Origin of the sequence: Pseudomyxococcus flavus (genome assembly GCF_050038885.1) — a bacterium.
GTDB lineage: Bacteria > Myxococcota > Myxococcia > Myxococcales > Myxococcaceae > Myxococcus > Myxococcus flavus.
In genome coordinates this window covers 6,574,484-6,598,395 of the sequence record NZ_CP143624.1, presented here as the reverse complement: position 1 = coordinate 6,598,395, position 23,912 = coordinate 6,574,484, and the positions used below count along the sequence as shown (strand labels likewise).

The window sequence follows — 23,912 nt, the reverse complement described above, 5'->3', positions numbered from 1 at the left end:
CGGCGGTGAGGCTACAGCTCCACCTGCGCGCGGCTGTCGCGGCGCACCGGGCGCGAGGCGCTCGGCCGCACCTCCAGCTCCGTCCGGGCCTCGTCGATGGCGTCGCACACGCCGTCGGCGGCCTGGCGCACCTGCTCCAGCGTGTGGGCCGCCATCACCTGCATGCGGAAGCGCGTCTCGCGCACGCGAACGGCCGGGTACTCCACCAGGTTGGCGAAGATGCCGCGCTCGAACACCTTCTTCGAGGCCAGCCGCGCCACCTTCGCGTCGCCCACCTGGACGGGCACCACGTTGGACGGCTCGCCCAGGCACTTCACGCCGCGAGCCTGGAACGCGCCGCGCAGCGCGAGGACGTTCTCCTCCGCCTTCGCGCGCAGCGCCGCGCCCTCTTCGGAGCGGACGATGCGCAGGGACTCCAGCACCACCGCGGCCTGCATGGGCAGCAGCGCGTTGGAGAAGATGTGCGGCCCACCCATGATGCGGATGAACTGACGCACCGCCGGCGAGCGCGTGGCCACGAAGCCACCATTGGTCGCGAACGTCTTGGAGAAGGCGCCCACCATTAGGTCCACCTTCCCCAGCATCTCCTGCACGCCCAGGCTGCCCGTGCCCCGGGGCCCCAGCGCGCCCAGGTCATGGGCGACGTCCACCAGCAGCGTCGCGCCGTGCTCGTGGCAGATGGCCTGGAGCTCCTCCAGCCGCGGCACGTCCGAGTCCATGGAGAACAGACCCTCGGTGACGACGAGCACCGCGTTCTTCGTGTCCCGGGCGCGAATCTCCTGGAGCTTGCGCTTCATGGCGCGGTTGTTGAGGTGCGGCACGCGGCTCACGTTCGTCGTCGCGGCGGCGGCGCCCTGCTGGAGGCACGCGTGCGAGAGCGCGTCGAGCACCACGTGGTCGTCCGGCCGCACCAGCCCGGCGATGACGCCGAACCCCGCCCCCCAGCCGGTGGAGAACAGCGCCACGTGCGGCATCTGCAGGTGCTCCGCGAGCGCCTTCTCCAGCATCAGCGACGGCGTCGTGTTGCCCCCCAGCATGGCCGAGCCCGCGCTGTGCAGGCCGTAGTCCTGGATGGCCCGCTGGGCCGCCTCCACCACCGCCGGGTGCGTGGACAGCGACAGGTAGTCCTGCGAGCCGAAGTTCAGCCCCTGGCGCGTCGCCCCCGTCTCGCTGCGCACACCGCACTCCGCCTTCGGGGCTGCCTCCAGGCTGCGCGAGTACGGCCAGAGCCCCGCCTGCCGACGCGACTCCTGCCAGTCGAAGAAGGGTTCCGTCCGCCCCAGCAGGTCCGCCCCGGTGGGATGGGCGTAGTTGGAGATGAAGTGGGTGAAGAGCGGCGAGTCCAGCTGAGCTCGAAAATCCATGAAGCACGTCCAGGGGGGAAGGTCGCGCTGTCAATGAGAGGCGCGGCACTCGGGGGAGGGGCGAGCGGCGCATTTAATGCCTCTGCATCTTTCCAGTGTCAACCCGTCTACCTTGACGGCCCTGCTGTATTCGTTTGTTCCGATTCAACCGAATGCGCTGCGTAGGGTGAAACAGGCGCGAGACACCCAGACAAACCTGATTTTCAGCGGGATGAAATCGACCAATCCGGGTCTTTCATGCCCGGGGAGAGGTCGTTTTTGACGACCCCTGCCCCGGAGTGCGAGTGAGTGTCCGTCAGTCGTCGTTCTGGCGCAGGGCGGCCAGGACGTTGAGGTCCTCCAAGGTGGTGGTGTCCCCGGAGGACTGCTTGCCCGCGGCCACATCACGCAGCAGCCGGCGCATGATCTTCCCCGAGCGCGTCTTCGGCAGCGCCTCCGCGAAGCGGATTTCATCCGGGCGGGCGATGGCGCCAATCTCCTTGCCCACGTGGACGGCCAGCGTCTTCTTCAGCGCGTCGGAGGGCGTGTTGCCCTGCTTCAGCGTGACGAAGGCCACCAGCGCGGTGCCCTTCAGCTCGTCCGGGCGGCCCACCACGGCGGCCTCGGCGACGGCCTCGTGCGCCACCAGCGCGCTCTCCACCTCGGCGGTGCCCAACCGGTGGCCGGCGACGTTGACCACGTCGTCCACGCGGCCCATCAACCAGATGTAGCCATCCTCGTCCGTGCGAGCGCCGTCACCGGTGAAGTACATGCCGGGCAGCTCGTTGAAGTACGTGCGCACGTAGCGGTCCGGGTCGCCGTACACGGTGCGGAGCATGGAGGGCCAGGGGCGCGTGACGAAGAGCAGGCCGCCCTGCCCTCGCGGCACCTTGTTGCCTTCGCGGTCCAGAATCTCCGCGTGGATGCCCGGCAGCGCCAGCGTGGCCGAGCCCGGCTTGGTGGGCGTGGCCCCCGGGAGCGGCGACACCATGATGCAGCCCGTCTCCGTCTGCCACCACGTGTCCACCACGGGGCAGCGGCCACCGCCGATGACGTCGCGGTACCACATCCACGCCTCGGGGTTGATGGGCTCACCCACGCTGCCCAGCAGGCGCAGCGAGGACAGGTCGTGCTTGCGCACGGGCTCCTCGCCCAGGCGCATGAAGGCGCGGATGGCGGTGGGCGCGGTGTAGAGGATGGTGGCCTTGTACCGCTCGATGATGTCCCAGAAGCGGTCCGGGCCCGGCTGCGTGGGCGCGCCCTCGTAGAGGACGGTGGTGATGCCGTTCATCAGCGGGCCGTAGACGACATACGTGTGGCCCGTCACCCAGCCCACGTCGGCGGTGCACCAGTAGATGTCATCGTCGCGCAGGTCGAACACCCAGCGCGTGGTGAGCGACGTATTCACCGCGTAGCCGCCGGTGGTGTGCAGCACGCCCTTGGGCTTTCCGGTGGAACCCGATGTGTAGAGGATGAACAGGGGGTGCTCGCTCTCCACCCACTCCGGTTCGCATTCGGCGGACTGGTTGCTCACCAGCGCGTCCCATGCCACCAGCTTGGGGTCGGACAGCGACAGCGAGTCGCCCGTGCGGCGCAGCACCACCACCTTCTCCATGGTGGGCATGTGGGGGAGCGCGGCCTCCACGTTCTTCAGCAGCGGCACCACCGCGCCCTTGCGCCACCCACCGTCCGCGGTGAGCAGCACCTTCGCGCCCGCGTCGTTCATGCGCTCGTGGAGCGCCTCCGCGGAGAAGCCACCGAACACGACGGAGTGCACCGCGCCGATGCGGGCACACGCCAGCATGGCCACCGCGGCCTCGGGCACCATGGGCAGGTAGATGCCCACCCGGTCCCCCTTCCGGACGCCGAGCGACTTGAGCGCGTTGGCCAGCTTGTTCACCTCGGTGGCCAGCTCGCCGAACGTGACGCTGCGCCGGTCCCCCGGTTCCCCCTCGAAGAGGATGGCGGGCTTGTCGCGGCGGTTGGCCAGGTGCCGGTCCAGGCAGTTGTAGGCCAGGTTCGTCTTGCCCTCGACGAACCACTTCGCGTGCGGCGGCTTCCAGTCGAGGACCGTCTGGAAGGGCTCCTTCCAGTACAGCTCCTCGCGGGCCCGGTCGCCCCAGTACTTGTCCGGGTCCTTGGCGGCCTCGTCCCAGAGCTGCTGGTACTGCTCCATGCTCCGGATGTGCGCGCGCCGGGCGAACGCCTCTGGCGGCGGAAAGACGCGTGCTTCCGTCAGGACCGAGTGAATCTCGTGCTTCGACTCCGCCATGCGCTCCTCCAGCGTGGACACTGCCACCCTGTTCTAGGAACGCGGCGCGCGCGGCTCAACCCTCCGTGTCGCAGCGCTTCGATTCCGTGACGGCCTCGTAGCGCATCCACAGCTCGCAGACGCACTCATCGGGGCGGCGCGTGTCGTAGCGGACCCGCAACACTCCGTTGAACTGCGTTTCGCACTGCGTCGTACCGTCCACGTGGATGTTGATCTGGTCCAGCAGGCACTCCTGCCCGTTCACCTCGGCGGCGGCCCTGACCACGCTGCCGTCGAGCGTGAAGTGGTCACCATCCTCCAGGAAGTAGCCGACGAGATGGCTGTCCAGGAAGCCGAAGTCCAGGCGGACGACGCGCCCGCTGATCTGAAGGGTGCCGTAGAACTTGTCGCGGTTGGCCTCCAGCAGCCCGCAGTCGTCGCGGAGCACCTCGACAGGCTCGAAGACGTAGTCACCCGGCTCCTGCACGCGGGGCAGGCAGCTCGCCAGGCAGGCCAGGAGCAGGCCAGGGAGGACGAGGCGATGGCGTCTCGAAGTGGACACGTCGCGCACCATACCCCACGGCGCGCTTCTAGGAAGCGTGCGCGTGGTGGCAGAGGGTAGACTGGGGGATATGCCCGAATACCGCAACCCCAAGCCCACCGTGGACTGCATCATCGAGCTGCCTGGTGAACGCATCGTCCTCATCCGGCGCGCGAATCCACCCGTGGGGTGGGCCCTGCCCGGTGGCTTCGTGGACGAGGGCGAGCCCCTGGACGTCGCCGCCGTGCGCGAGGTCGAAGAGGAGACGGGACTGCACGTGAAGCTGACTGAGCAGTTCTTCACGTACTCGGACCCCAAGCGGGACCCGCGCCAGCACAACATCTCCACCGTCTACATCGGCTCGGCCGAGGGTGAGCCCAAGGGCGCCGACGACGCGGCCGAGGCCCGGGCCTTCCCGCTGGACGCGCTGCCGAAGGACCTCTGCTTCGACCACGACACCATCCTGTCCGACTACGTGACGTACAAGCGGACGGGCCAGCGGCGGAAGTTGTAGGAGCGGCGCGGAAGGATGCATTACGCGCTCGTCCTGCTCGCCCTGGGAGGGCTGCTGACCCTCCACGAGCTGGGGCACCTCGTCGCCGCGCGGATGCTCGGTGTGCGAGTGCCCCGCTTCGTCTTTGGCTTCGGCCCACCGCTGGTGTCCTTCCGGCTGTGGGGAACCCAGTACGTGGTGGCGGCCGTTCCGCTGGGCGCCACGGCCCACCTGCAGGGGATGAACCCGCACCGCGCGGATGCAGAGGAGGCCGCGGGCTACGCCTCGCGAGGCCCCCTGCTGCGCATCCTCATCATCCTCGCGGGGCCGCTGGCCAACTACGCGGTCGCGCTGGGAATCCTGTTCGCGCTGTACACGTCGGGCACGCACGTGGTGGTGCCGCTGACGGTGGGCACGGTGCAGCCCGGCTCGGAGGCCGCGCGGGCGCAGATGCTGCCGGGAGACCGCATCGTCCAGGTAGCGGGCCAGCCGCTGCGGAACTGGTCGGAATTCGTGGAGAAGGTCGGCGCGGCGCCCGGCGTCCCGCTGGAGCTGGCGGTGGAGCGCGGCGGCGAGCCGCGCACCGTGGTGGTGCGGCCTCGGCCGGACGAGCGGGGAACGGGACGCATCGGGGTGAGCCAGCAGTACGTCTACAAGGCGCACGGTGCGGCGGACGCGCTGAGCCATTCCTTCACCCACACCGTCAACGTGGCATCCGAGGGCGTGGCGCTGCTGACGCGGATGATGCGCGGCATGGAGGACCCGGACGCGGCGAGCCCGGGGGCACTGGTGCGCCAGGAGTCCGCGGATGCGATGGCCTCCGGAACGGATGCGCTGCTGCGGACCCTCGTCGCGGCGTCGGTGGTGCTGGCGCTGCTGACGCTGCTGCCCGTGCCCGGGTTGGATGGTGGCCGGATTTTGCTGCTGCTAATCGAAGCGGCGAGCGGGCGGCGGATTCCCCCACGCGTGGAGACGGTGGCGCAGACGGTGGGGTTCCTGGGCATCGCCATCGCCGTCGTCATGATGGCCACCGCGGAGATTCGACGCGCGCTGCCTGCGCGGCTGCGCATGGATGCATCGCCCGCGGCGGGCACGCAGGCGGTGGCTCCCTCACCGTCGACCCTGCCAGACGCGGGGCCTGGTACGGTGCTGGCCCCAGGAACGGGTCCCAACGTGGGGACGGCCCCAGGCGGGCCTCCGGCAGTGATTCCACGTCCCGCGGGGGGGCAGCCTGCCAGTTCGTCGACAGCGCCCAGCACCGCGGCAGCGCCAGGTCGTAACGGAACCGCCGCAGCGGGAGCGCCCTCCAGCACCGCATCTGCACCGGGCGCAACGGGCACGACGCCCAGCACCGCGACCGCACCGGGCGCAACGGGCACGACGCCCAGCACCGCGACCGCACCGGGCGCACCGGGCGCAACACCCAGCACCGCAACTGCACCTGGCACGACGCCCAGCACCGCAACTGCACCTAGCTCTCCCTCCGGGATGCCTCGTGGAGGCACAACGACGCCGGGCGATTCTGCGGCAACGAAACAAGATGCCGCGGCGGGCACGCGCGGCCCGGCAGGCGTGGCGCCCGGCGCCACCGCGACACCGGGTGGCGCTCCCGCCGGGGAAACCGCGGCCAGCAGCGCAGCGGCCACGAGCACCTCCGCGGGACGTGCCCCGGGAAAGGCAGACACCGCGCCAGTCCCCGCGGGAGGAACAGCGCAGGGCTCGGGCACGGCTGCAACGCCACCTCCCAGTGCACCTCCGACAGGAGGCGTGGCGCCCTCGGGGAAATAGTCCATCCGCGGCCAGCGCGCCCGGCTGTCGAGCCCCTCCCCGAGGCGCCACCACCTGCGTCCGCCGGCGGAGCGTCGCACCGCCTCAACCCCGACCGCTTGCTGGCCGGGCGCCCCGGCGACGACGATTTCAGACCGGCACCCGTCAGGCGTGGCGCGGCGTCCACGTCCCGGCCTCGGCTCACCGCGCGTGGCGCCTGGCGTTACCCGGTAATTGTCGAGCAGCGTCACGTTTGCAAACCCCCGCCCCCGAGGGAATCAGCACGATGGGAGACGCCGAATCCGCAGATGAGTGAGCCGCGGCAACACGTCCCCCGTTGCTGCGGCCATCTGTCCCAATCCATCGCGGTTCCCGTGGAGAGGCAGAGCGCCGCCAGATGTTCCTCGTTTGTGCGGACTCCATCGTGCCTGACTCAAAAACCCTGTCGTGGAATCACGCCCTGCCAGCAGCGCTGCTGCTGATGGCGCCCTTCGACCTCCTGGCCTCGCTGGCCATGGACATCTATCTCCCCGTCGTTCCAGCGATGCCCGGCATCCTCAACACCTCGCCGGGCATCGTCCAACTCACACTCAGTCTGTACATGGCCGTCCTCGGACTCGGGCAGATGGTGTTCGGGCCCGTCTCGGACCGCATTGGTCGGCGCCGGGTCTTGCTGTGTGGTGCGGCCCTTTTCGCAGCCACCTCTTTCCTGCTCGCGGGAACGACCGACGCCCTGCTGTTCGTCGCCCTGCGGCTCCTGCAAGCCGTGGGGGCCTCCGCGGCGCTCGTGGCCACTTTCGCCACGGTCCGTGATGTCTATGCGGAGCGCCCCGAAAGCGCGGTCATCTACAGCCTGTTCAGCTCGATGCTGGCCTTCGTCCCCGCGCTGGGCCCCATCGTGGGGGCCTTGCTCTCGAAGCACTTCGGCTGGCGCGCCATCTTCCTCACGCTCGGCGTCCTGGGGACGATGGCACTCCTCCAGGCATTTCCGAAGTGGCAGGAGACCCGCCCGCAGCATGGGACAGCCCGTCGCGCCGCGTTCCGGCCCATCCTGCGCAGCACCGCGTTCTGGACGTACACCCTGGGCTTCAGCGCGGCCATGGGCGCGTTCTTCGTGTTCTTCTCCACGGCACCGCGGGTCCTGATGGGGCAGGCGGGCTTCTCGGAGCTTCGCTTCAGCCTGGCCTTCGCCACCGCGGCGCTCGCGATGATTGTCACGACACGCTTCGCGAAGCGCTTCGTGGCGGCCTGGGGCCTGGAGGGCAGCCTCGCCCGGGGCATGGCGCTGTTGCTGCTGGGGGCGCTGTTGCTGCTGGCCGGGCACGTCCTCGCGCCCCCCTCATTCGGGACGTTCGTCGTGCCGATGTGGGTCATCGCGACCGGAATCGTGTTCACCGTCTCCGTCACCGCCAATGGTGCGCTCCAGGCCTTTGGCGACGTGGCGGGGACGGCGGTCGCGCTCTACTTCTGCATCCAGAGCCTCATCGTCGGCGTCCTCGGCACGCTGGCGGTCGTCCTGCTCGACGGGGACACCGCCTGGCCGCTGGTGGGCTATGCGGCGCTCATGGCCCTGGTGACGCTGACCGCGCTGAAGTTCCTGCGAGGCCAGCAGCGCCGCCCTTCGACGCGGATACAGCCCGACGGGCCTCACACTCCGTAGCGCTTCCGCCCACACCCGCGGCATCCCCACCGGCAAATGGCCGGTCCGAGCCGCGTCGCGAGGGCCCCCTCCGGCGCGGCCTCGGCCTTCGCCACCTCGGGCGGAACCCACGGCGCCCCCTGGCTGTCGAGGAGACAGCCGGGCGTCTCCCGTCGTGGGGGCAACGTCTCCCGGTCGATGAAGGAGCCGCGAGCCATGCAAGGCCCTATGCTTCCCGCCGCGATGAACACCAAGTCGGGCGGTGGACTCTTCTGTGAGCTGTACTGGGGCAACAACCTGTCCGAGGCGTGGAGCTATGGCCCGGAGCACTCGAGCGTCCACGCCGCGCCGGACGAGACGGCCCCCCTTCCGCTCTATGGCTTCACCCTGCCAGAAGAGCCGTTCCTGCTCGCCGAGCGCACCCCCCAGGGCTGGCGCATCCACCTGCCCCCCGCGGCCCATGCCGAGCGCTCCCTCCAGGGCGATACCTACGCCGCGGTGCCATCAACGGACCTGCGTCAGCAGGACGGCCGCACCTCGGTGGACCTCGCGGAGGGCATGACGCTGCGGCTCTCCGAGGGCCAGCTGTCCCTGCGCATCCAGGGCTCCGTCGTGAAGGAGCAGGTCAACCGGCTTCAGTGGAAGGACTTCGGCTGGATTGCCATCGTGAGCATGCTGTTCCTCAGCCTGCCGGTGGGGTTCCTCGTCGCGGGCCCCACGCCCCAGCGCATGGAGGAATCCAAGGTCCGCGCCATGAAGATGGCGGCCGACAAGGAAGCCGAGCGCCGCAAGGCCATGGGCCTGGACACACCGATGCGCCCCCTCACCGACGCCGAGCTCGAGGCCCAGCCCGACGGCGGCGCCGAGGTCACGGTCCCCGCCTTCCTCCGCGTGCGCTGACCGAGCGCGGCCGCCCGTCAGGGCCCCAGGCCCACCCAGACCTCGCCATCCTCGAAGAACTCCTTCTTCCAGATGGGGACGTCCTGCTTGAGCCGCTCGATGGCGTACTCACACCCGCCGAACGCCTCCTTCCGGTGGGGCGCCGCGGCGGCGATGACGACCGCCAGCTCACCGGGCACCAGCGTGCCCACGCGGTGGATGATGGACAGGCGCACACCGGGCCACTTCGCGGCCGCCTCCGCGCCTATCTCCGCCAGCTTCTTCTCCGCCATGGGCGCGTAGGCCTCGTACTCCAGCCGCAGCACGCGCCGGCCCTTCGTCTGGTTGCGCACGGAGCCACTGAACGTCACGAGCCCGCCATAGGCCTCACCGCTGACGGCCTCCACCACCTCATCCAGCTTCAGCGGCCTGTCCACCACCAGGAACCGCCCTGCCGATCCGCCCGCCACGGGCGGAATCAGCGCCACCTCCGCCCCCGCGCGCACGGGCGCATCGGGCCCCACGAACTCCTGGTCCACCGCCACCCGGAGATGTGGAAGCAGCGGCACCAGCGCTGGATGCCGCTCGGTCAGCACGCGCAGGACGTCGCGGACGTGCGACCCCTCGGGCACCTCCACCACCTCACGCGGTTGGCCGGTGCGCTCGCGTGCCGCGGCGAAGTAGAGGACGTTTACCTGCATGCTCAACGCGAAGCCTCCTGCGCGGCGCGCAACGACAGCCGCCCCTTGAGCCGGCCGCCTCCCTCCACGGGGACGAAGTCGAGGAAGCCCGAGTCCAGCGGCGTAATCTGGTCGAGCAGCGCTCCAGAAAGCGCCTTCGTCGCACCGAGCAGCGCGTTCGGCACGCCGGGGATCTTCTCCGCCGCCCGCAGGTCCGCGCGCAGCCGGCCCAGGTCGACCATGGCTGACACATGGCCGGAGCTGAAGGCCTCGCCGCCGAAACGCTCGCGCAGCTCTGCGCCGACGTCACCTCGGGGCCGGCCCTCCAGGGACTCACCGGCCAGCAGCGTGGCGCGCTCAGGCGCGATTCGCAGCTCGACGGCATGCTCGCGAATCCGCGTCCGGAAGAGCGTCTCCTCTGAATCCTGCTGGGTCGTGTAGCGCAGCGAGGAGCCCTCCAGGTGCTTCTGCACCAGGGCTCGCACCGGCTCCGACGCCGACAGTCCCGCCTCCACCACGATGGAGCCCTTGAGGTCGGGCCGCTTGTTCCGGATGAAGTTCCGGAAGAAGGCTGGGATGTCGAAGTACACGCGCAGCACCACGTCACCACGCAGCGCCTTGAGCAGCGCCTCCACGTCCAGCCCCTCCCGCCGCCAGGAGGCCACCACGCGCTCGCGACGCGCGGAGCCGGGCGCGCCGAAGGCCAGCCGCGCGAGCTCCTCGGGAGGAACGGAGAGCTGCGCCGCGGCGACAGGCCCCAGGACCGCGTCCTTCAGCAGCTCGGAGGCAGGCGCCCGCGCGCCCTGGAACAGGGGGGTCGAGGAGGACAGGAAGCCATCCAGCTCCACCCGCTCCGGCATCACCGCCAGCGATGCGCTGAAGCCACGGAGCGGACCGGCATCCTCGCCCTCCCGCGCGCTTCCGGGCGGCTGCCCCGAGAACAGGTACATGCTCCCGTCCGCCACCTTTGCGCGCAGCTCGGTCAGCAACGGGTCCTCGGAGATGCCCGCTCCCACCGAATCCCGCACCGCCTGGCGCGCCACCTCGGCGTCGGGGATGGCCAGCACCTGCGCCCGGACGGTTGCGCCCTCGTCTTCCTCGTCCTGGAGGTCCGGCACCGCGAGGTACAGGTAGCCGCGGTCCTCGAAGAGCAACATGGGAGGCCCGCCCGCCGCGGGCTCCACGATGGCCGAACCATCGGCCCGGGGCATCACGCCGTGTCCGGCGCGCTCCAGCTCACGGGCCACCGAGCGCATGGCGGACTCCGGCTCGGTGATGCCCAGCAGCGTCACGACGCCGTCGAACTCCGGCAGCAGGAAGAAGCCGAAGCCCTCATCGGGGTCCACCACGGCGTCCGGCCCGCCCTCCAGGTCCTTGAGCAGCAGTGGCAACAGCGGAGAGGACTCCACGGCCTCCCGGGCCCGCTCCGGCCCCACGAGGCGCGCATAGAAGTCCATCAACCGGTCGACGTGACCGCGAAGCTGGGGCAGCCACATCACCGTGCGCGCGCTGGCGGGCACGGCGCGAAGCACCGGCCGCGGCACCACCGTCAACTGGACGCGGCCGACCTCCTCGCCCTCATGCAGCGCTCGCACGGTGTACGTGCCTGAGCGGGCGAAGGCGTGCGACACCCAGGGAGCCGTCTCGGCATCGCTGCCGTCGCCCAGGTCCCAGGTGACGGCGGTGGCGTCCTCTCGCTGCGAGCCGAAGTCCACCGGCACGCCCGCCTCCACCGTCCGGTCCTGCCCCAGGTCCGGCTTCACCATCCTGCGGCAGCCGGAGGCCCAGGGGCCCACGGCGGCCGTCATCAGGATGAGCGCGAGAAAGGCCCCCGGGCGGCGCGGAATGAGCGGCATGAGCCGCTTAGTAGTCCAGCGCCAGTCCGAAACTCCAGCGCCGGGTGGACAGGTTCAGCCCCGCTCCGCCGAAGTTGTCCACATCCGCATAGGTGTACTCGGCGAAGATGTAGCTGTGGTTCACGCCGAGGTCCGAGTCGAAGTCCCGGGCGAAGCGCGGCTCGAGCACGTCGAGGAGGAAGGCAACACCCGCTGTGGCGCCCCAGCCCCACTTGCCGCCCCTACCCCGGTTGCCGTCCACGGACTCGGTATCCGCGCCCTTGGTAATCCACCACGGCGTGTAGATGAGCCCCAGCTTGCCGTAGGGCACCAGGGGGATGCCCCACTCGAAGGCGGCGTAGTCGAACTTGTAGAAGGCGTTGAAGCTCAGGGGCACCAGGCGTAGCGACGTGCGCTCAGCTGCGACAGCGCCCGACTCCAGACGCGCCGAGCCGTACTTCTCGCCGTAGCCAGCGGAGAAGCCCACACCCGCCGTGCCAACCCCCTGGTAGAAGTAGCGCTGGAGTTCGACCTCGAACGTCAGCAGCGACTCGTCGTTGAAGTAATCCTTGTAAGGCGTGCCATTGAGGCCGGGCTCCTCGTCGATGAGGGGCTTGTACCCGCCCAAACGGAACTGGATGCCTCCGGTGCGCGGCGAACGCAGCGAGGCCTGCTCTTCCTCCATCACGACCGTGTCCTGCCCCCAGGCGGGCAGCGCGGCGAGCAACGCCACGACTCCCAGGGCCGATGCCCGACTCATGAACGCTTCCTCCGCGACGACAGCCAGATTCCGAGGGACACCAGCATCGCGCATCCCGTGAGACTTCCACCCGCAGCCGAGCAGCCGCCCGTCTCCGCGCCGCCAGCATCGAGGTATCCACCGTAGAAACCATTGCTCGCGATGGGCGTGCCCCTTGTGATGGGCGACGGCTCGCTCGTATTTCCCGCCGCGTCGATAGCACGCGCCCGCACGGCATATTCGACGCCGTTTTCGAGCCCCTCCAGACGGAACGCCGTGTTCGACGAAGTCTGCTCCCGCGAGCTCACCACCTCGCCCAGGACCACGCCGCCGTCCGCATCCGCCGTGAGCTCGAGCGCTTCCACCACCATGAGCGATGCATCACTCGGGGCCTTGACGGTCGCTCCCAGCGCCCCGTCCAAGCCCGTTACCGTCGGAGCCTCAGGTACGGCTGGAGGCTCGGGGTCATAGACCAGGTCGATGGTGGGCGACCCAATCGAGCTGAGCGTATCAGCGCAGGTCTCGAAGCCGATGGTCCCCGTCAACCGCTTGGTGGACGCACAGAGGCGGAACTCCTTGGTCGTCGTTTGGGACTCACAGGTCGCGCCGGCACGAACGAGCGCCTGACTCGCGGTAAAGGTCAGGCTCCCCGACGTCGCCGAATCATTCGCTGCGATCTCCTGAAGCAGCACGTCCGCAGCCGCAGGCTCCCTCGTGCAACTGGAGTCGCTCGAGAGCCATAGGTAGAGCGTGTCGCAGTACCTCCCCTCCCTTTGAAAGGTCACGGTACGTTGCGATGTGCAGTTCGCCGCGGAGACGACGATTTCGTCATTCTGGATGACATTGCCCGTGGCTGAAAACGTCACGGTCTGCCCCAGAGCAGTCGACGCGAAGAGCAAGAGGCCAACGAGTGTGAGGCGCATGGGTACGCGCAGGCTAGCAAGCGGGAGGCCACATGAAACGACTTCCTGTCCACAGGAGCGCCCTCCTCATGAGCCGTCCCGCCGCGCCAAACAGGCAGGACGGCTCCGGGGGCTTTGCCAATTTGTCAGGCGGGCCGCTCGGCCAGTCGGAGACCGGCCTCCACCAGGTTGAGGGCGGCGCCCCGGCTGGCGTTGTCCACCGAGGCGAACAGCGTCACCCACTCCGGCGCCTGTGGGAAAGCGCGCACCCGGCCTACATGCACCGCCGGGTCCGAGGTGACGAGCATCGGCATGGGGTACACGCGCTCCCCGGGCACATCCAGCACCTTCAGGACGGAGGACGTCTTGAGGGCCGCGCGCACCTGCTCCACCGGGCCCGGCTTCTTGAGCTGCACGTTGAGCGTGACGCCGTGCCCGTAGAAGGACGGCACCTGCACCGCCGTCCCGGCGATGACGGGCACATCCCCCTTGGATGAGAAGAGGCGGGCCGCCTCCAGCGTCCAGCCCCCCTCCTCCTCCGTCCACGGCGAGTTCACCATGAAGCCCCCCACCTGGGGCACCAGGTTGAACCCCACGCGGTGCGGGAAGACGTGCGGCTCCGGCTCGCGGCCGGACATCAGGTCCGCGGTCTGCTTCTCCAGCTCGGCCACGCCGCGCACGCCCGCGCTGGACGCCGACATCAGCGCCGTCACCTGCGCCCGCACCACCCCGAAGGCCTTCCGCAGCGGCTCCACCACGTGCACCGCGGCGGTGGTGACGGCGCCCGGCAGACACACGATGCGGCCCTTGAAGGTGAAGCCCGCGCCCAGCACGTCCGCGTTGAACCCCGGCAGCACCAGGGGGACGTTGCCGTCCCCCCGGAAGGCGGCGCTGGCGTCTACCACCCACGCGCCCGCGGCCTGCGCGGCCTGCGCCAGCGTGCGAGAGGCCTCGGCCGGCGTGGCCAGGAGCACCAGCTTCACCCCGCGGAAGGCATCCGGCGTCGCGTGCTCCACCTCGAGCGAGTCCTCGCCGTACTCCACCTCCATGCCCTTCGAGCGCTCGGAGCCGAAGGCGCGCACGCGCTCGGCGGGCACGTCCTGCGCGTACAGCGCGGCGAGCACCTCGCGGCCCACCACGCCCGTCGCGCCCACCACGCCAATCGTCAAGTCGTCTCTCATGGCGCGTCCTTTACGCCACCGGGGCCCGGGAGCGCGAGCGCCACGCGACGCCTCAGTCTTCCTTCAACCGTGCGGTGGGCGCCGGGCCGGGCAGCGGCGGGAACTTCGGGTTGCGCTCCGGCTCGGAGGCCCGCACGTAGTGCGGCTCCATCGCGAAGAGCGCCTCCAGCGACTGCTGCTCCGGGAAGCGCGCCAGCTGGGCCAGCGCCACCGCCGACGGGAAGCTCGGCGCCGTCAAAAGCCGCTCCGGCGCCACGCCGTGCGACTCCAGGGCGGCGCGGTAGTCCACCAGCGCCGGCCCCAGCGCCACGGCTCGAGGCTCGGCCGCCATGCGCGCGGCCACCTCCGCGGGCGACATGGCCGTCTCCGGCTCCAGCGCCTCCACCGTCCCGCCCTGGCGCACGTACGCCCCCAGGTACAGGTCGTCCTTGCGCGCCACGGCCAGGCAGTACAGCGGCACTCCCTCGGGCCCCTCCAGCGCCACCGCCGCCAGCGACGAAGCCCCGGCCACCTTCAGCCCCGTCGCGTAGGCCAGCGACTTCACCGTGGCCAAGCCGATGCGCAGCCCTGTGAAGGAGCCCGGCCCCAACCCCACCACCAGCCCCTCCAGGGAGGGCAGCGTGGCGCCATGCCGCGCGAGCAGCTCCCCGACGATGCCCGGGAGCACCTCGCTCTGCTTCCGCGGAGGCCCCACCACCACGTGCTCCACGGTGCGCAGCCCGCCTCCGGGCTCACGCGCCACCAGGGCCAGCGACAGGGTCAACGTCGAGGTGTCCAGCGCGAGAAACATGGGACGGCTCACTACACCGGCGCGGCCCACATTGCCTGCGGAATCTCCGACAAGCGGTCATTGCAGCGGTACAGCCGCACACGCACCACGCCCTTGTCCAGCATGTCCAGCTTCCGCGCGGCGCCGCGGGACAGGTCGACGATGCGGCCCTCGATGAAGGGGCCCCGGTCATTCACCCGCACCTTCACCGCGCGGCCGTTCTCCATGTTCACCACGCGCAGGCACGAGCCGAAGCGCAGCTTCCGGTGCGCGGCCGTCATCGCCTCCTGGTCGAAGCGCTCGCCGCTGGCGGTGGGCCGCCCGTGCAGGCCAGGGCCGTAGAAGGAGGCCAGCCCCTCGCCCAGGTACGAGCGCGGCATCTTCTCGCGCTTCGTCACGCCAGGCGTGCCACTGCGGGGCTTCGACTTCGATGGGGCGGGAGTGCGCTCCACCGGGTCGGGCTTCGCCGCGCGCGAGGCGCAGGCGGAGATGAGGGCCAGGGAGAGCAGTCCGGCAACGGCGGTTCCTCGCATGCGTCCTCTAGCGGGTGATGTCGTTGGTCACGGCCAACAGCATCAGCAGGACGAGCAACGCCAGCCCCACCATGTTGGCCACCTCGCGGACGCGAACAGGGATGGGGCGGCGGCGAATTCCCTCCCAGGCGGCGGAGAGCAGGTGGAAGCCGTCCAGCACGGGGATGGGCAGCAGGTTCATCACGCCCAGGTTGATGGAGATGAGCGCCATCAGGTGCAGGAAGCTGTCCAGGCCCTGCTCGGCGCTCTTGGACGCGAGCTGGTACATCATGATGGGGCCGCCCACGGTGTTCAGCGGCACCGACCCCACCGCCAGCCCGCCGATGACGCGCACCATCTGCCCGACGATTTTCGGGACGATGAGCGCGGCCTGCTTCAGCGCGTCGCCCGGCCCCATGTGCACCGTCACCTCGTCGAACACCGGCATGTCCGCCGCGGAGAGCACCCAGTTGCGCACGCCCAGGACGATGGGCGACGTCGCCGTGCCCATCTCGTCCTCCGTCTTCAGCGGCGCCTGCGCCAGCGTCTCCGTGCGCTCACCGTCCGCGCCCCGCCACGTCAGCTGGAAGGACCGCTCCTGCAGGGCGTTCAGCGCCATGGACAGCTCGACGAACGACTCCAGCTTCTTGCCATCCAGGGCGATGACGCGGTCTCCCGGCCGCAGGCCGCCCTTCTCGGCCGCGCTCCCCGGGGCCACCGTGGCCAGGTACAGGTCCGACGTCTCCGCGCCCACCGCCGCCAGCCCCACCCCCGCCTGCTTCGGCACGGTGACCTTCAGCACCGTGGGCACCCGCCCCGTCACGGCGCCCGCCGCCACCGGGTCCATACGGCGGACGGTCAGCTCCAGCGGCGCGCCCTCCGCGTACTTGTCCATCTCCTTCTGGAAGCGCCCCTCCGTCTCCACGCTCACGCCATTGATGGCCAGGATGCGGTCGAAGGTGCGAAGCCCGGCCTGCTCCGCCACCGAGCCCGGGGGCACGCCGAGGATGGCCGGCTTCGCCACGGCCTCCACGCCGATGGAGCCGCGCTCCACCGTGTCGATGGGCGACGTGTCCACCTGCTTCTTGGGCGTCACGTCCAGGGTCAGCTTCTCGCCGTTGCGCTCCAGGACGATGGGGATGGGCCGCTCGAAGCGCCCCACCAGGGCATCGCGCATCTCGGTGAACGTGCGGACCGGCTCACCGTCGACGGAGAGCACCCGGTCCCCCGGGCGGATGCCCGCGGCATACGCGGGAGTCCCCGGGCTCACCGACCCCACGTAGGTGGAGGTGGCCTGGTGCGGGCCCAGGAAGACGAAGAAATAGACGAGGATGGGGAAGATGAGGTTGAAGGCCGGCCCCGCCAGGACGATGAGGCCGCGCTTCCACGGCGGCTGCGCCAGGAAGCCCCGGCTGGCCTCCTCCGGGCTGAGCTCCTCGTGGGGCATGTCCCCCGCCATCTTCACGTAGCCGCCCAGCGGGAGCAGGGCAATCTGGTACTCCGTCTCGCCCTTGGTGAAGCCGATCAGCTTCGGCCCGAAGCCGATGGAGAACTTCAGGACCTTCACACCACAGGCCTTCGCCACCAGGAAGTGGCCGAGCTCGTGCACCGTGACGAGCACGCCGAGCAGAATGACGAAGAACCCGATGTTTTGGAGCATGGGCGCAACACTAATCGTGGGCGCCTGGGCGGACAACGCGCAACCGGGCCCGCCGAGCAGCCGGGCAGCCGGAACGGGCGCTTTCTAGGGCAACAGGCCCCGGACGAACTGCACGTAGACGAACACCAGCGGGGCGTTGAACAGCAGCGCGTCGATGCGGTCCAGCACGCCGCCGTGGCCCGGGATGAGGAACCCCGAGTCCTTCACCCCGTAGGCCCGCTTGAGCATGGACTCACACAGGTCGCCCACCGGCCCCAGGATGCCACCCGCGACGCCCAGCAGCACGCAGTCCCACACCGTGAACACGGGGAAGAAGAACTGCCGGGCAATGAACATGCCGCCCACCGAGCCCAGCATGCCGCCGAAGAAGCCCTCCCACGTCTTGTTGGGGCTGACCTCCGGGTAGAGCTTGTGCTTCCCCAGGAAGCGGCCGAAGAAGTAGGCGGCGGTGTCGTTGGCCCAGGTGATGACCAGCGCACAGATGACCCAGGCCATGCCGTGGTCGGGCAGCAACCGCAGCGCGGACATGGCCGTGAGGCCCACCGCGCCGTACAGGAAGCCATTGACCAGGTGCGCAGTGCGGGTGGGCGCCTCGGCGAGCGGCCCCTTGAAGAGGTGGTAGATCCACGCGAAGAACGCGAAGACGATGGTGAGCCAGAAGGCGGTCTCGCCCGTGCGCGCCGCGTCCCGCAACGGCAGGAAGGGCAGTACCGCGGCGAACGCCAGCCCGACCCAGGAGGCCACCGTCAGCCGCTTCTGGACGATGAGATAGTACTCACCGACGCAGGCGGCGGCGGCGGCGCCGAGCAGGGCCGCGCTCCAATATCCACCGAGGAACAACAGCAGGATGACCAGCGGCAGCAGTGTCACCGCGGAGACCACGCGGATGACGAGGTTTCGGTTCTTGTCGTTCACGCCTTGGCCTGCTGAGGGGCTTCCTCCCGCTGGACCTGAGCCGACGTGAGCCCGAACCGGCGCTCACGCTGCTGATACTGCGCCACGCAGCGGAGGAACTCGTCAGTACGGAAGTCCGGCCACAAGGCGTCGGTGAAGCACATCTCCGCGTACGCCATCTGCCAGAGCAGGAAGTTGGACACGCGCAGCTCGCCGCTGGTGCGAACCATCAAGTCCAGTGGAGGCAGTCCCTGTGTCCAGAGGAACTGCTCGAAGTCGCTCTCCTCCACCCGCCCCGCCGCCAGCTCCCCGCGCTCCACGGCCTCGGCCAGCCGCCGCGCCGCGTGCAGGATTTCCTCCCGCCCGCCGTAGGACAGCGCCAGCGACAGCACCATGCCGGTGTTGTGCGCGGAGTCGGCCCGGAGCCGGTCCAGCGGCTCGCGCACGTAGCGGGGCAGCCGGTCCACGTCACCAATGGCGTTGAGCCGGATGCCGTTGTCGAGGATCTCGGAGCGCTCCCGCTCCAGGTACTCCCGGAGCAGGTCCATCAGCCCGGCGACCTCTTCCGCCGGCCGGGCCCAGTTCTGTGACGAGAACGCGTAGAGCGTCAGCGCCTGGATGCCCAGCCGGCGCGCGGTGCGAGTCACCTCGCGCACGCTCGACGTGGCCTCCCGGTGCCCTTCCAGCCGGGGCAACCCCCGGGATTCCGCCCACCGCCCATTGCCATCCATGATGATGCCCACGTGGCGCGGCAGGGGCCGGGCCTTCACGGCTTGTTCGAGGGCGGAAATCACTGAAGGGCGTTCCATGAAGCCGCGCACCCTAGCGATGCCGCCGCGCGCCGTCCACGGGCGCGTGCCCCAACCGTCACGGTTGGCTCCTGGCCGGTCGCCTACTGGCGGTGGACCGCCCTACGCTGCCAGTGGCCATCCATGTAGGCCAAGGTAGACAAGCTCCTGTTCAGGCGGCCTTCAGTCGAGCGGCCAGTCCGGGCACGCCAGCTCCACGGGGCCATCGCGCCAGGGGGCGTAGGCGGCGTCGTCAGCCACCGCGTAGGCCTTGCCGAAGGCGCGAGCGAAGTGCTCGCCCCAGTGGGGCTGGGAGCCATCCACGTCGGTGAAGCCGTACTCCCGGGCCAGCGCCCAGGAGCTGAACACCCGGCCCGCCTTCGTGCCCACGTTCGGGTCGGCCGCGAGCGCCGCCACCGCCCGGCCGACGTAGCAGGGACTCTCCGACGCGATGAAGTTCGGGTCCTTCGCCGCGCCGTCCCGCCAGTTGGCCTCCGTGACACCGAAGTTCTCCAGCATCTCCTCGGAGCGGAGGAAGCCGGGCGTCACCGCCAGCGCGGTGACCTTCGTGCGGCGCAGTTCCCGGGACATGCCGAACGCGAGCCGGATGACGGACATCTTCACCAGGTCGTACCAGAGGTTGCCGCGATAGCCGAACGAGTCCCCGTCCGTGATTTCGACGAGCAGCCCCCGCTCCGCGCCGAGCATGAGCGGTACGGCATGCCGGCTGGTGAGCAGGTGCGTGAAGACGGCGCGCTCGAACATCTGCTGCCCCTTCGCGGCGGACTGCTTCCAGAACGCCGGCCCGAATTCGGTGAGCGCGTCTCCGCCCCAGATGTCGTTCACCAGGATGTCGAGCCGCCCCTGCTCCTCCTGGATGCGCGCGCACAGCGCTTCGACCTCTGCTTCCACGGAGTGGTCCACGCGCACGGCGATGCCCCGGCCCCCCTTGGCGTCGACGAGCTCCGCCGTCTCCTCGAGGGTCTCCGGGCGCGCCCCAGTCGCGGGACGACCGCGCACGCTGCGGCCGGTGCAGTACACCGTGGCCCCGGCTTCGCCGAGCATGGTGGCGATGCCACGTCCGGCACCACGCGTGGCTCCAGCGACAAGGGCAATGCGCCCTTCCAGCGGCTTCATGGCTGACACACCTCCAGGCCAGCGGGCGCGGTGCGCCCAGGCGGCCTTCATGGGTTCGTGTTCGCACCCTACGAAGGGAATCCTGCCACCGGCTGTCATGATTCCCCGCCTAGACTCCACCCATGCGTGCCGACCGACTCGTCAGCCTGACGCTGCTGTTGCAGACGCGCCCGAAGATGACCGCGGGCGAGCTCGCCCGCGAGCTCCAGGTCTCCGAGCGCACCATCCACCGGGACCTCGATGCACTCTCCGGCGCGGGCGTGCCGGTGTACGCCACGCGCGGCGCGGCGGGGGGTGTGTCGCTCCTGGAAGGTTGGCGCACCCAGCTCACGGGCTTCACGCGCGCCGAACTGCATGCCCTGGCGGCCGTGACGGCGCCGGGCGCCCTGGACGACCTGGGCCTGACCTCTGCGCTGCGCTCGGGGTTGATGAAGCTGGCGGCGGCGCTGCCCGCGCTCCAGCAACCCGCGCTGGAGTACGCGCGGCAGCGGCTCCACGTGGACGCGTCGTCATGGTTCGCGGAGCGCGAGGCCGTGCCCCACCTGGCGACACTGCGTGACGCCGTCTGGCAGGACCGCCGCGTGTCCCTGTCGTACCGGGACTTCGAGGGCAAGGTGAGCCGCAAGGTGGTGGACCCGTACGCGCTCGTCATCAAGGCGGACCGCTGGTACCTCGTCGCGAGCACGGGCGAAGCGACGCCCCGCGTGTACCGGGGCTCCCGGGTGGACGGCGCTCGACTGCGGCCGGAGACCTTCACCCGGCCCGAGCGCTTCGACCTGCCCTCGTTCTGGAAGGACTGGTGCGCGCGCTTCGCCGAGAAGCGCGCGCAGTACGAAGTCACGCTGCGGCTGACATCTGAAGGACTGGAGGCCTTGCGGAAGGTCCGGCCCCCCGCGGAAGGTGCGCGGCTGGATGCCGCGCCCCTGGCGCCTGACGGCAGCAAGACGGTGGTCGTGGACTTCGAGCGGGAGTCGATTGCGCTCAGCCAGCTCTGCGACATCGGACGAGGCTTCGAGGTGCTTGCGCCCGATGCCCTGCGCTCACGCCTCACTCAACTGGCGGAAGGAATCCTTGAAACGCATGGAGGTCGCGCCTCATCGAAGGGACGCATCCGCAAGGCGTGATGAGCCGCGTCAACCGAAGCGCATCGCGCGCCACGTCCCTCAGATTCCTGAGAGCATTTAGAAATCCAAGGACTTTGATGCCGTGACCTGAGCCGTAACCTTTCTCAAGCATTCGACATCTCGCTGAGTTGGAAGAGGTCCATCGATTGCAGCCGGGTGAGCCCCCTATGCGCACACCCCTGATAGACACCTGGACCCGTCGCATCGCAGCATTCCTCGTCGTAGGACTCGTCTTCACCGCTTGTAGTGATGACCCGCCGGAGCCAGTACCGGACGCGGGCACCGAAGTGGATGCGGGCACCGAAGACAGTGGCGTGCCCGACGCAGGCGGCAATGAGCCCGATGCAGGCGGCAATGAGCCCGATGCGGGCACCGATGATGGCGGCGTGCCGGACTCAGGAACGCCGGACGCGGGGGCCTCCTGCGAGCCATCTGTGACGGACATCCTCGAGAACGGCGAGTGGGACCCTCGCTTCTCCATCGCGGGCGTCTCCGGCATGGATGGTCATGTTCCGCACATATATGACGTGGCGAAAACGCCGTCGGGCGACATCATCGCCACGGGGTATTTCCGCTGGCTCGGCGCGCAGGCCACGACTCCGCTCATCCGGCGCCACGATGGGAAATGGCAATCCGAGCCCAGGACCTGGACGCAGGAGATTCCTGGCGGAGCGGGCTTCTCCGCCGTCGCGGCGAAGGACGACAGCACGCTGGCCGTGGCGACCAACGACACGTTCGGCGAGCGCAGCGGCGAGGTCTGGGAGTTGTCGCCCGAAGGCGTTCGCGTCATCGGCAGCTTCACGGGCCTGGTTCGCACCATGGCCTACGTCCGGGGCGAGCTCTGGGTCGCGGGCCAGTTCCAGCTCGCGGAGAACGGCGCCATTGGCCTCGCCATCTGGGATGGTCAGGCGTGGAAGCTCCCCCCCGGAGGTCCTGCCGATGCGCCCGTCTACGAGCTGCTCGTGGACGGTGACAATGTCTGGGTGGGCGGCGCCTTCTCCCGGGTGGGTGGCATCTCCAGCAACAAGGTCGCCCGGTGGAATGGAAGCGCGTGGACGGCGTACAACCTCCCCCTGCCTGGCAACGGCGTCTTCGCGCTCACGCTCGGCGACGACGGAACGCTCTATGCGGGAGGCACGTTCGCCTACGACTTCAACGTGGACGGCGTGGGCTCCATCGCTCGTTGGAATGGCGTCCGCTGGGAGATGCTCAACGGCGGCGTCAGCACCGGGTTCTACCCAGGCGTCGTGACGGACCTGGTGTTCAACGCGGGCAAGCTCCACGTCGGCGGCTGCTTCAACTACGTCAACGGGCAGGGCTACGGGAATCCGCTGGCTCTCCAGGCCAACGCCCTCGCGCTATGGTCCCCCGACACGGGCTGGGAGCAGTGGCCCCAATCCGAGACCCCTAACCGGACCGTCTGGTACGCACCGTTCTTCTGTGGCGACGAGGGGCCCACCGCCTTCCCGCTGTGGGAAGTCCCCGTCCAGCGCTTCCTGCTCGACGGCGAGCGCATCTACGTCGCGGGCACCCGCCCCAGCACGGACGACGCCGCGTCCCAGAGCCTCGTCTCGTATGAGGCCGGCCAGTGGCGGGCCGAGGGCGCCGAGCCCGGATTCGGGCTGACCGGCGGTGCGACCCGGTTGGCCGTGGGTGGAGCCCAGTGCACGGTGCACGCGATGGGCGCCATCTCCCATGCGGGAGGCCAGCGCGTGCCCCACACGGTGCTGCAGTTCAGCGACGCGGGTTGGAAGCCCCTGGGCGAGCTGCCGGCCATGGAGTGCCTGGACCTGGCGGTGAATGCCCAGGGCGACGTCTATGTCGCCTGCGTCGACTGGGATGCCCTCCAATCGCATGTGCTCACCTGGACCGGGGATGCCTGGGAGTCGCTCGGCGATTTGAGCGCGCACGGGTTCGTCTCCAACATGACCCTGGACTCGCTCGGCCGCCCGTGGCTGTCCACCAGCGTGGAGGCTTACTCACGCGTGGTCCGCTGGACGGGAGAGCAGTTCGACCTGGTGGCGGACGGCATCGACGGTCCCGTGTATGCGCTGTCCATTCGACCCGAGAACGAGGACCCCGACCATCCCGCGTTCGTCGTCGCGGGCGAGTTCACCCACGTGGGCGAGCTTCCGGCACGCCGCATTGCCCACTGGAACGGCACGGCCTTCGAGGCCCTGGGGGATGGCCTGAGCACCTCGGTCATCACCGCCACGTATGGACCGGCGGGCATCTACGCGAGCACCAACCATGAAATGGGTCCGGGGGGAGTGCCCGTCGCGGACCGCCTCATGCTCGGACATTGGAATGGCACCGCCTGGGTCGAGCTGGCGACGCCCGCCAACGGGATGCCTCCGCCCCTGGGCGAGGAACAGGGTGGAGTCCACAGCTTCCGGAAGCTCGTGGCGGTCGGCAACACCGTCGTTGCAGTGGGGACCATCGCGCCCGCCGATGGAGGCCCCACCCATGCGTATGTCTTCAACGGCGAGCGGTTCCTGCCCATTGGCGGCGGCATCAACGCCCTCACCGCGGACGCCATCGCGCTGACTCCGGACGGAATCTGGTTGGGCGGCAACATCGCCGAGGCGGGCCGCGGCGAGAGCCTGATTCCCAGCGTAGGCATTGCGCACCTCCGAAAGCGTGCCACCACGCCTTGATGCCCTGACGGACGCGGCTTGCCCGCAAGTGCAAGCCGCGTCCCGGAGCCACCAGGCGGCGCCAGGATAGGCTTTCAGCCCACCGCGGCAATTCCTGGCACGTTCCCATGACAGGCGAGCA

20 protein-coding genes are annotated in these 23,912 nt (G+C 69.8%); 6 read left to right on the top strand and 14 right to left on the bottom strand.

Going from position 1 to position 23,912, the window contains the following annotated elements; translation table 11 throughout:
- Positions 1–11 precede the first annotated feature (11 nt).
- The 3 genes from VZL07_RS27775 to VZL07_RS27765 all read right to left on the bottom strand — a co-directional run bounded on the left by VZL07_RS27775 (position 12) and on the right by VZL07_RS27765 (position 4,165).
- Positions 12–1,364, bottom strand: a complete 1,353-nt coding sequence (locus VZL07_RS27775) for an aminotransferase class I/II-fold pyridoxal phosphate-dependent enzyme (protein WP_426750810.1) — start codon at positions 1,362–1,364, stop codon at positions 12–14.
- Between the two features lie 295 nt (positions 1,365–1,659).
- Positions 1,660–3,615, bottom strand: a complete 1,956-nt coding sequence (gene acs, locus VZL07_RS27770; RefSeq protein ID WP_426750808.1) for an acetate--CoA ligase — start codon at positions 3,613–3,615, stop codon at positions 1,660–1,662.
- A 55-nt stretch (positions 3,616–3,670) separates the two neighbouring features.
- Complete coding sequence (locus VZL07_RS27765; protein ID WP_426757388.1) at positions 3,671–4,165, bottom strand: hypothetical protein; 495 nt, start codon at positions 4,163–4,165, stop codon at positions 3,671–3,673.
- 61 nt (positions 4,166–4,226) lie between these two features.
- Between VZL07_RS27765 and VZL07_RS27760 the strand changes: the two genes are divergently transcribed.
- From VZL07_RS27760 to VZL07_RS27745, 4 genes are all read left to right on the top strand, one after another.
- Positions 4,227–4,649 (top strand): NUDIX domain-containing protein, encoded by a 423-nt coding sequence (locus VZL07_RS27760; protein WP_426757387.1) that lies wholly within the window; start codon positions 4,227–4,229, stop codon positions 4,647–4,649.
- A 15-nt stretch (positions 4,650–4,664) separates the two neighbouring features.
- Positions 4,665–6,416, top strand: a complete 1,752-nt coding sequence (locus VZL07_RS27755) for a site-2 protease family protein (protein WP_426750806.1) — start codon at positions 4,665–4,667, stop codon at positions 6,414–6,416.
- A gap of 421 nt (positions 6,417–6,837) precedes the next feature.
- Positions 6,838–8,055 (top strand): CmlA/FloR family chloramphenicol efflux MFS transporter, encoded by a 1,218-nt coding sequence (gene cml / locus VZL07_RS27750; protein ID WP_426757386.1) that lies wholly within the window; start codon positions 6,838–6,840, stop codon positions 8,053–8,055.
- Positions 8,056–8,250: 195 nt separating this feature from the next.
- Positions 8,251–8,934 carry a hypothetical protein gene (locus VZL07_RS27745; protein WP_426750805.1) on the top strand — a complete coding sequence of 228 codons (684 nt, stop codon included), beginning with the start codon at positions 8,251–8,253 and terminating at the stop codon, positions 8,932–8,934.
- A gap of 17 nt (positions 8,935–8,951) precedes the next feature.
- Here VZL07_RS27745 and moaD read toward each other — a convergent pair whose 3' ends face one another.
- The 11 genes from moaD to VZL07_RS27690 form a co-directional block, all read right to left on the bottom strand.
- Positions 8,952–9,614, bottom strand: coding sequence for a molybdopterin converting factor subunit 1 (gene moaD / locus VZL07_RS27740; RefSeq protein ID WP_426757385.1), 663 nt, complete (start codon positions 9,612–9,614; stop codon positions 8,952–8,954).
- A gap of 2 nt (positions 9,615–9,616) precedes the next feature.
- The gene (locus VZL07_RS27735; protein WP_426750804.1) at positions 9,617–11,449 is read right to left on the bottom strand and encodes a PKD domain-containing protein; all 1,833 of its coding nucleotides are present in this window, start codon (positions 11,447–11,449) and stop codon (positions 9,617–9,619) included.
- Between the two features lie 7 nt (positions 11,450–11,456).
- Complete coding sequence (locus tag VZL07_RS27730) at positions 11,457–12,188, bottom strand: MXAN_2562 family outer membrane beta-barrel protein (protein WP_426750803.1); 732 nt, start codon at positions 12,186–12,188, stop codon at positions 11,457–11,459.
- Positions 12,185–13,090 (bottom strand): MXAN_2561 family MXYO-CTERM-anchored protein, encoded by a 906-nt coding sequence (locus VZL07_RS27725; protein WP_426750801.1) that lies wholly within the window; start codon positions 13,088–13,090, stop codon positions 12,185–12,187. Before VZL07_RS27725 ends, VZL07_RS27730 begins: the two co-directional genes overlap by 4 nt.
- 125 nt (positions 13,091–13,215) lie before the next feature.
- The gene (locus VZL07_RS27720; protein ID WP_426750800.1) at positions 13,216–14,250 is read right to left on the bottom strand and encodes an aspartate-semialdehyde dehydrogenase; all 1,035 of its coding nucleotides are present in this window, start codon (positions 14,248–14,250) and stop codon (positions 13,216–13,218) included.
- Between the two features lie 52 nt (positions 14,251–14,302).
- Positions 14,303–15,040 carry a tRNA (adenosine(37)-N6)-threonylcarbamoyltransferase complex dimerization subunit type 1 TsaB gene (gene tsaB, locus VZL07_RS27715; protein ID WP_426750798.1) on the bottom strand — a complete coding sequence of 246 codons (738 nt, stop codon included), beginning with the start codon at positions 15,038–15,040 and terminating at the stop codon, positions 14,303–14,305.
- A gap of 11 nt (positions 15,041–15,051) precedes the next feature.
- Positions 15,052–15,552 carry a septal ring lytic transglycosylase RlpA family protein gene (locus VZL07_RS27710; RefSeq protein ID WP_426750796.1) on the bottom strand — a complete coding sequence of 167 codons (501 nt, stop codon included), beginning with the start codon at positions 15,550–15,552 and terminating at the stop codon, positions 15,052–15,054.
- 7 nt (positions 15,553–15,559) lie between these two features.
- Entirely contained in the window at positions 15,560–17,191 is a 1,632-nt protein-coding gene (rseP, locus tag VZL07_RS27705) for an RIP metalloprotease RseP (RefSeq protein WP_426750794.1), read from the bottom strand.
- A gap of 84 nt (positions 17,192–17,275) precedes the next feature.
- Positions 17,276–18,106, bottom strand: coding sequence for a phosphatidate cytidylyltransferase (locus VZL07_RS27700; RefSeq protein WP_426750793.1), 831 nt, complete (start codon positions 18,104–18,106; stop codon positions 17,276–17,278).
- Positions 18,103–18,894 (bottom strand): isoprenyl transferase, encoded by a 792-nt coding sequence (locus tag VZL07_RS27695; RefSeq protein WP_426750792.1) that lies wholly within the window; start codon positions 18,892–18,894, stop codon positions 18,103–18,105. Before VZL07_RS27695 ends, VZL07_RS27700 begins: the two co-directional genes overlap by 4 nt.
- Before the next feature lie 162 nt (positions 18,895–19,056).
- Positions 19,057–20,010, bottom strand: coding sequence for an SDR family oxidoreductase (locus tag VZL07_RS27690; protein WP_426750791.1), 954 nt, complete (start codon positions 20,008–20,010; stop codon positions 19,057–19,059).
- A gap of 122 nt (positions 20,011–20,132) precedes the next feature.
- On the opposite strand from VZL07_RS27690, the gene VZL07_RS27685 reads away from it, so the two are divergent.
- Positions 20,133–21,134 carry a helix-turn-helix transcriptional regulator gene (locus VZL07_RS27685; protein ID WP_426750790.1) on the top strand — a complete coding sequence of 334 codons (1,002 nt, stop codon included), beginning with the start codon at positions 20,133–20,135 and terminating at the stop codon, positions 21,132–21,134.
- Between the two features lie 167 nt (positions 21,135–21,301).
- Entirely contained in the window at positions 21,302–23,791 is a 2,490-nt protein-coding gene (locus VZL07_RS27680) for a hypothetical protein (protein ID WP_426750789.1), read from the top strand.
- The last annotated feature ends 121 nt before the right edge of the window (positions 23,792–23,912 follow it).

Excerpts from the sequence above, each read along its gene's own strand:
- VZL07_RS27775 (WP_426750810.1), bottom strand. The coding sequence starts at position 1,364 with ATGGATTTTCGAGCTCAGCTGGACTCGCCGCTCTTCACCCACTTCATC.
- acs (WP_426750808.1), bottom strand. The coding sequence starts at position 3,615 with ATGGCGGAGTCGAAGCACGAGATTCACTCGGTCCTGACGGAAGCACGC.
- VZL07_RS27760 (WP_426757387.1), top strand. The coding sequence starts at position 4,227 with ATGCCCGAATACCGCAACCCCAAGCCCACCGTGGACTGCATCATCGAG.
- VZL07_RS27755 (WP_426750806.1), top strand. The coding sequence starts at position 4,665 with ATGCATTACGCGCTCGTCCTGCTCGCCCTGGGAGGGCTGCTGACCCTC.
- VZL07_RS27745 (WP_426750805.1), top strand. The coding sequence starts at position 8,251 with ATGCAAGGCCCTATGCTTCCCGCCGCGATGAACACCAAGTCGGGCGGT.
- moaD (WP_426757385.1), bottom strand. The coding sequence starts at position 9,614 with ATGCAGGTAAACGTCCTCTACTTCGCCGCGGCACGCGAGCGCACCGGC.
- VZL07_RS27735 (WP_426750804.1), bottom strand. The coding sequence starts at position 11,449 with ATGCCGCTCATTCCGCGCCGCCCGGGGGCCTTTCTCGCGCTCATCCTG.
- VZL07_RS27730 (WP_426750803.1), bottom strand. The coding sequence starts at position 12,188 with ATGAGTCGGGCATCGGCCCTGGGAGTCGTGGCGTTGCTCGCCGCGCTG.
- VZL07_RS27725 (WP_426750801.1), bottom strand. The coding sequence starts at position 13,090 with ATGCGCCTCACACTCGTTGGCCTCTTGCTCTTCGCGTCGACTGCTCTG.
- VZL07_RS27720 (WP_426750800.1), bottom strand. The coding sequence starts at position 14,250 with ATGAGAGACGACTTGACGATTGGCGTGGTGGGCGCGACGGGCGTGGTG.
- tsaB (WP_426750798.1), bottom strand. The coding sequence starts at position 15,040 with ATGTTTCTCGCGCTGGACACCTCGACGTTGACCCTGTCGCTGGCCCTG.
- VZL07_RS27710 (WP_426750796.1), bottom strand. The coding sequence starts at position 15,552 with ATGCGAGGAACCGCCGTTGCCGGACTGCTCTCCCTGGCCCTCATCTCC.
- rseP (WP_426750794.1), bottom strand. The coding sequence starts at position 17,191 with ATGCTCCAAAACATCGGGTTCTTCGTCATTCTGCTCGGCGTGCTCGTC.
- VZL07_RS27695 (WP_426750792.1), bottom strand. The coding sequence starts at position 18,894 with ATGGAACGCCCTTCAGTGATTTCCGCCCTCGAACAAGCCGTGAAGGCC.
- VZL07_RS27690 (WP_426750791.1), bottom strand. The coding sequence starts at position 20,010 with ATGAAGCCGCTGGAAGGGCGCATTGCCCTTGTCGCTGGAGCCACGCGT.
- VZL07_RS27685 (WP_426750790.1), top strand. The coding sequence starts at position 20,133 with ATGCGTGCCGACCGACTCGTCAGCCTGACGCTGCTGTTGCAGACGCGC.
- VZL07_RS27680 (WP_426750789.1), top strand. The coding sequence starts at position 21,302 with ATGCGCACACCCCTGATAGACACCTGGACCCGTCGCATCGCAGCATTC.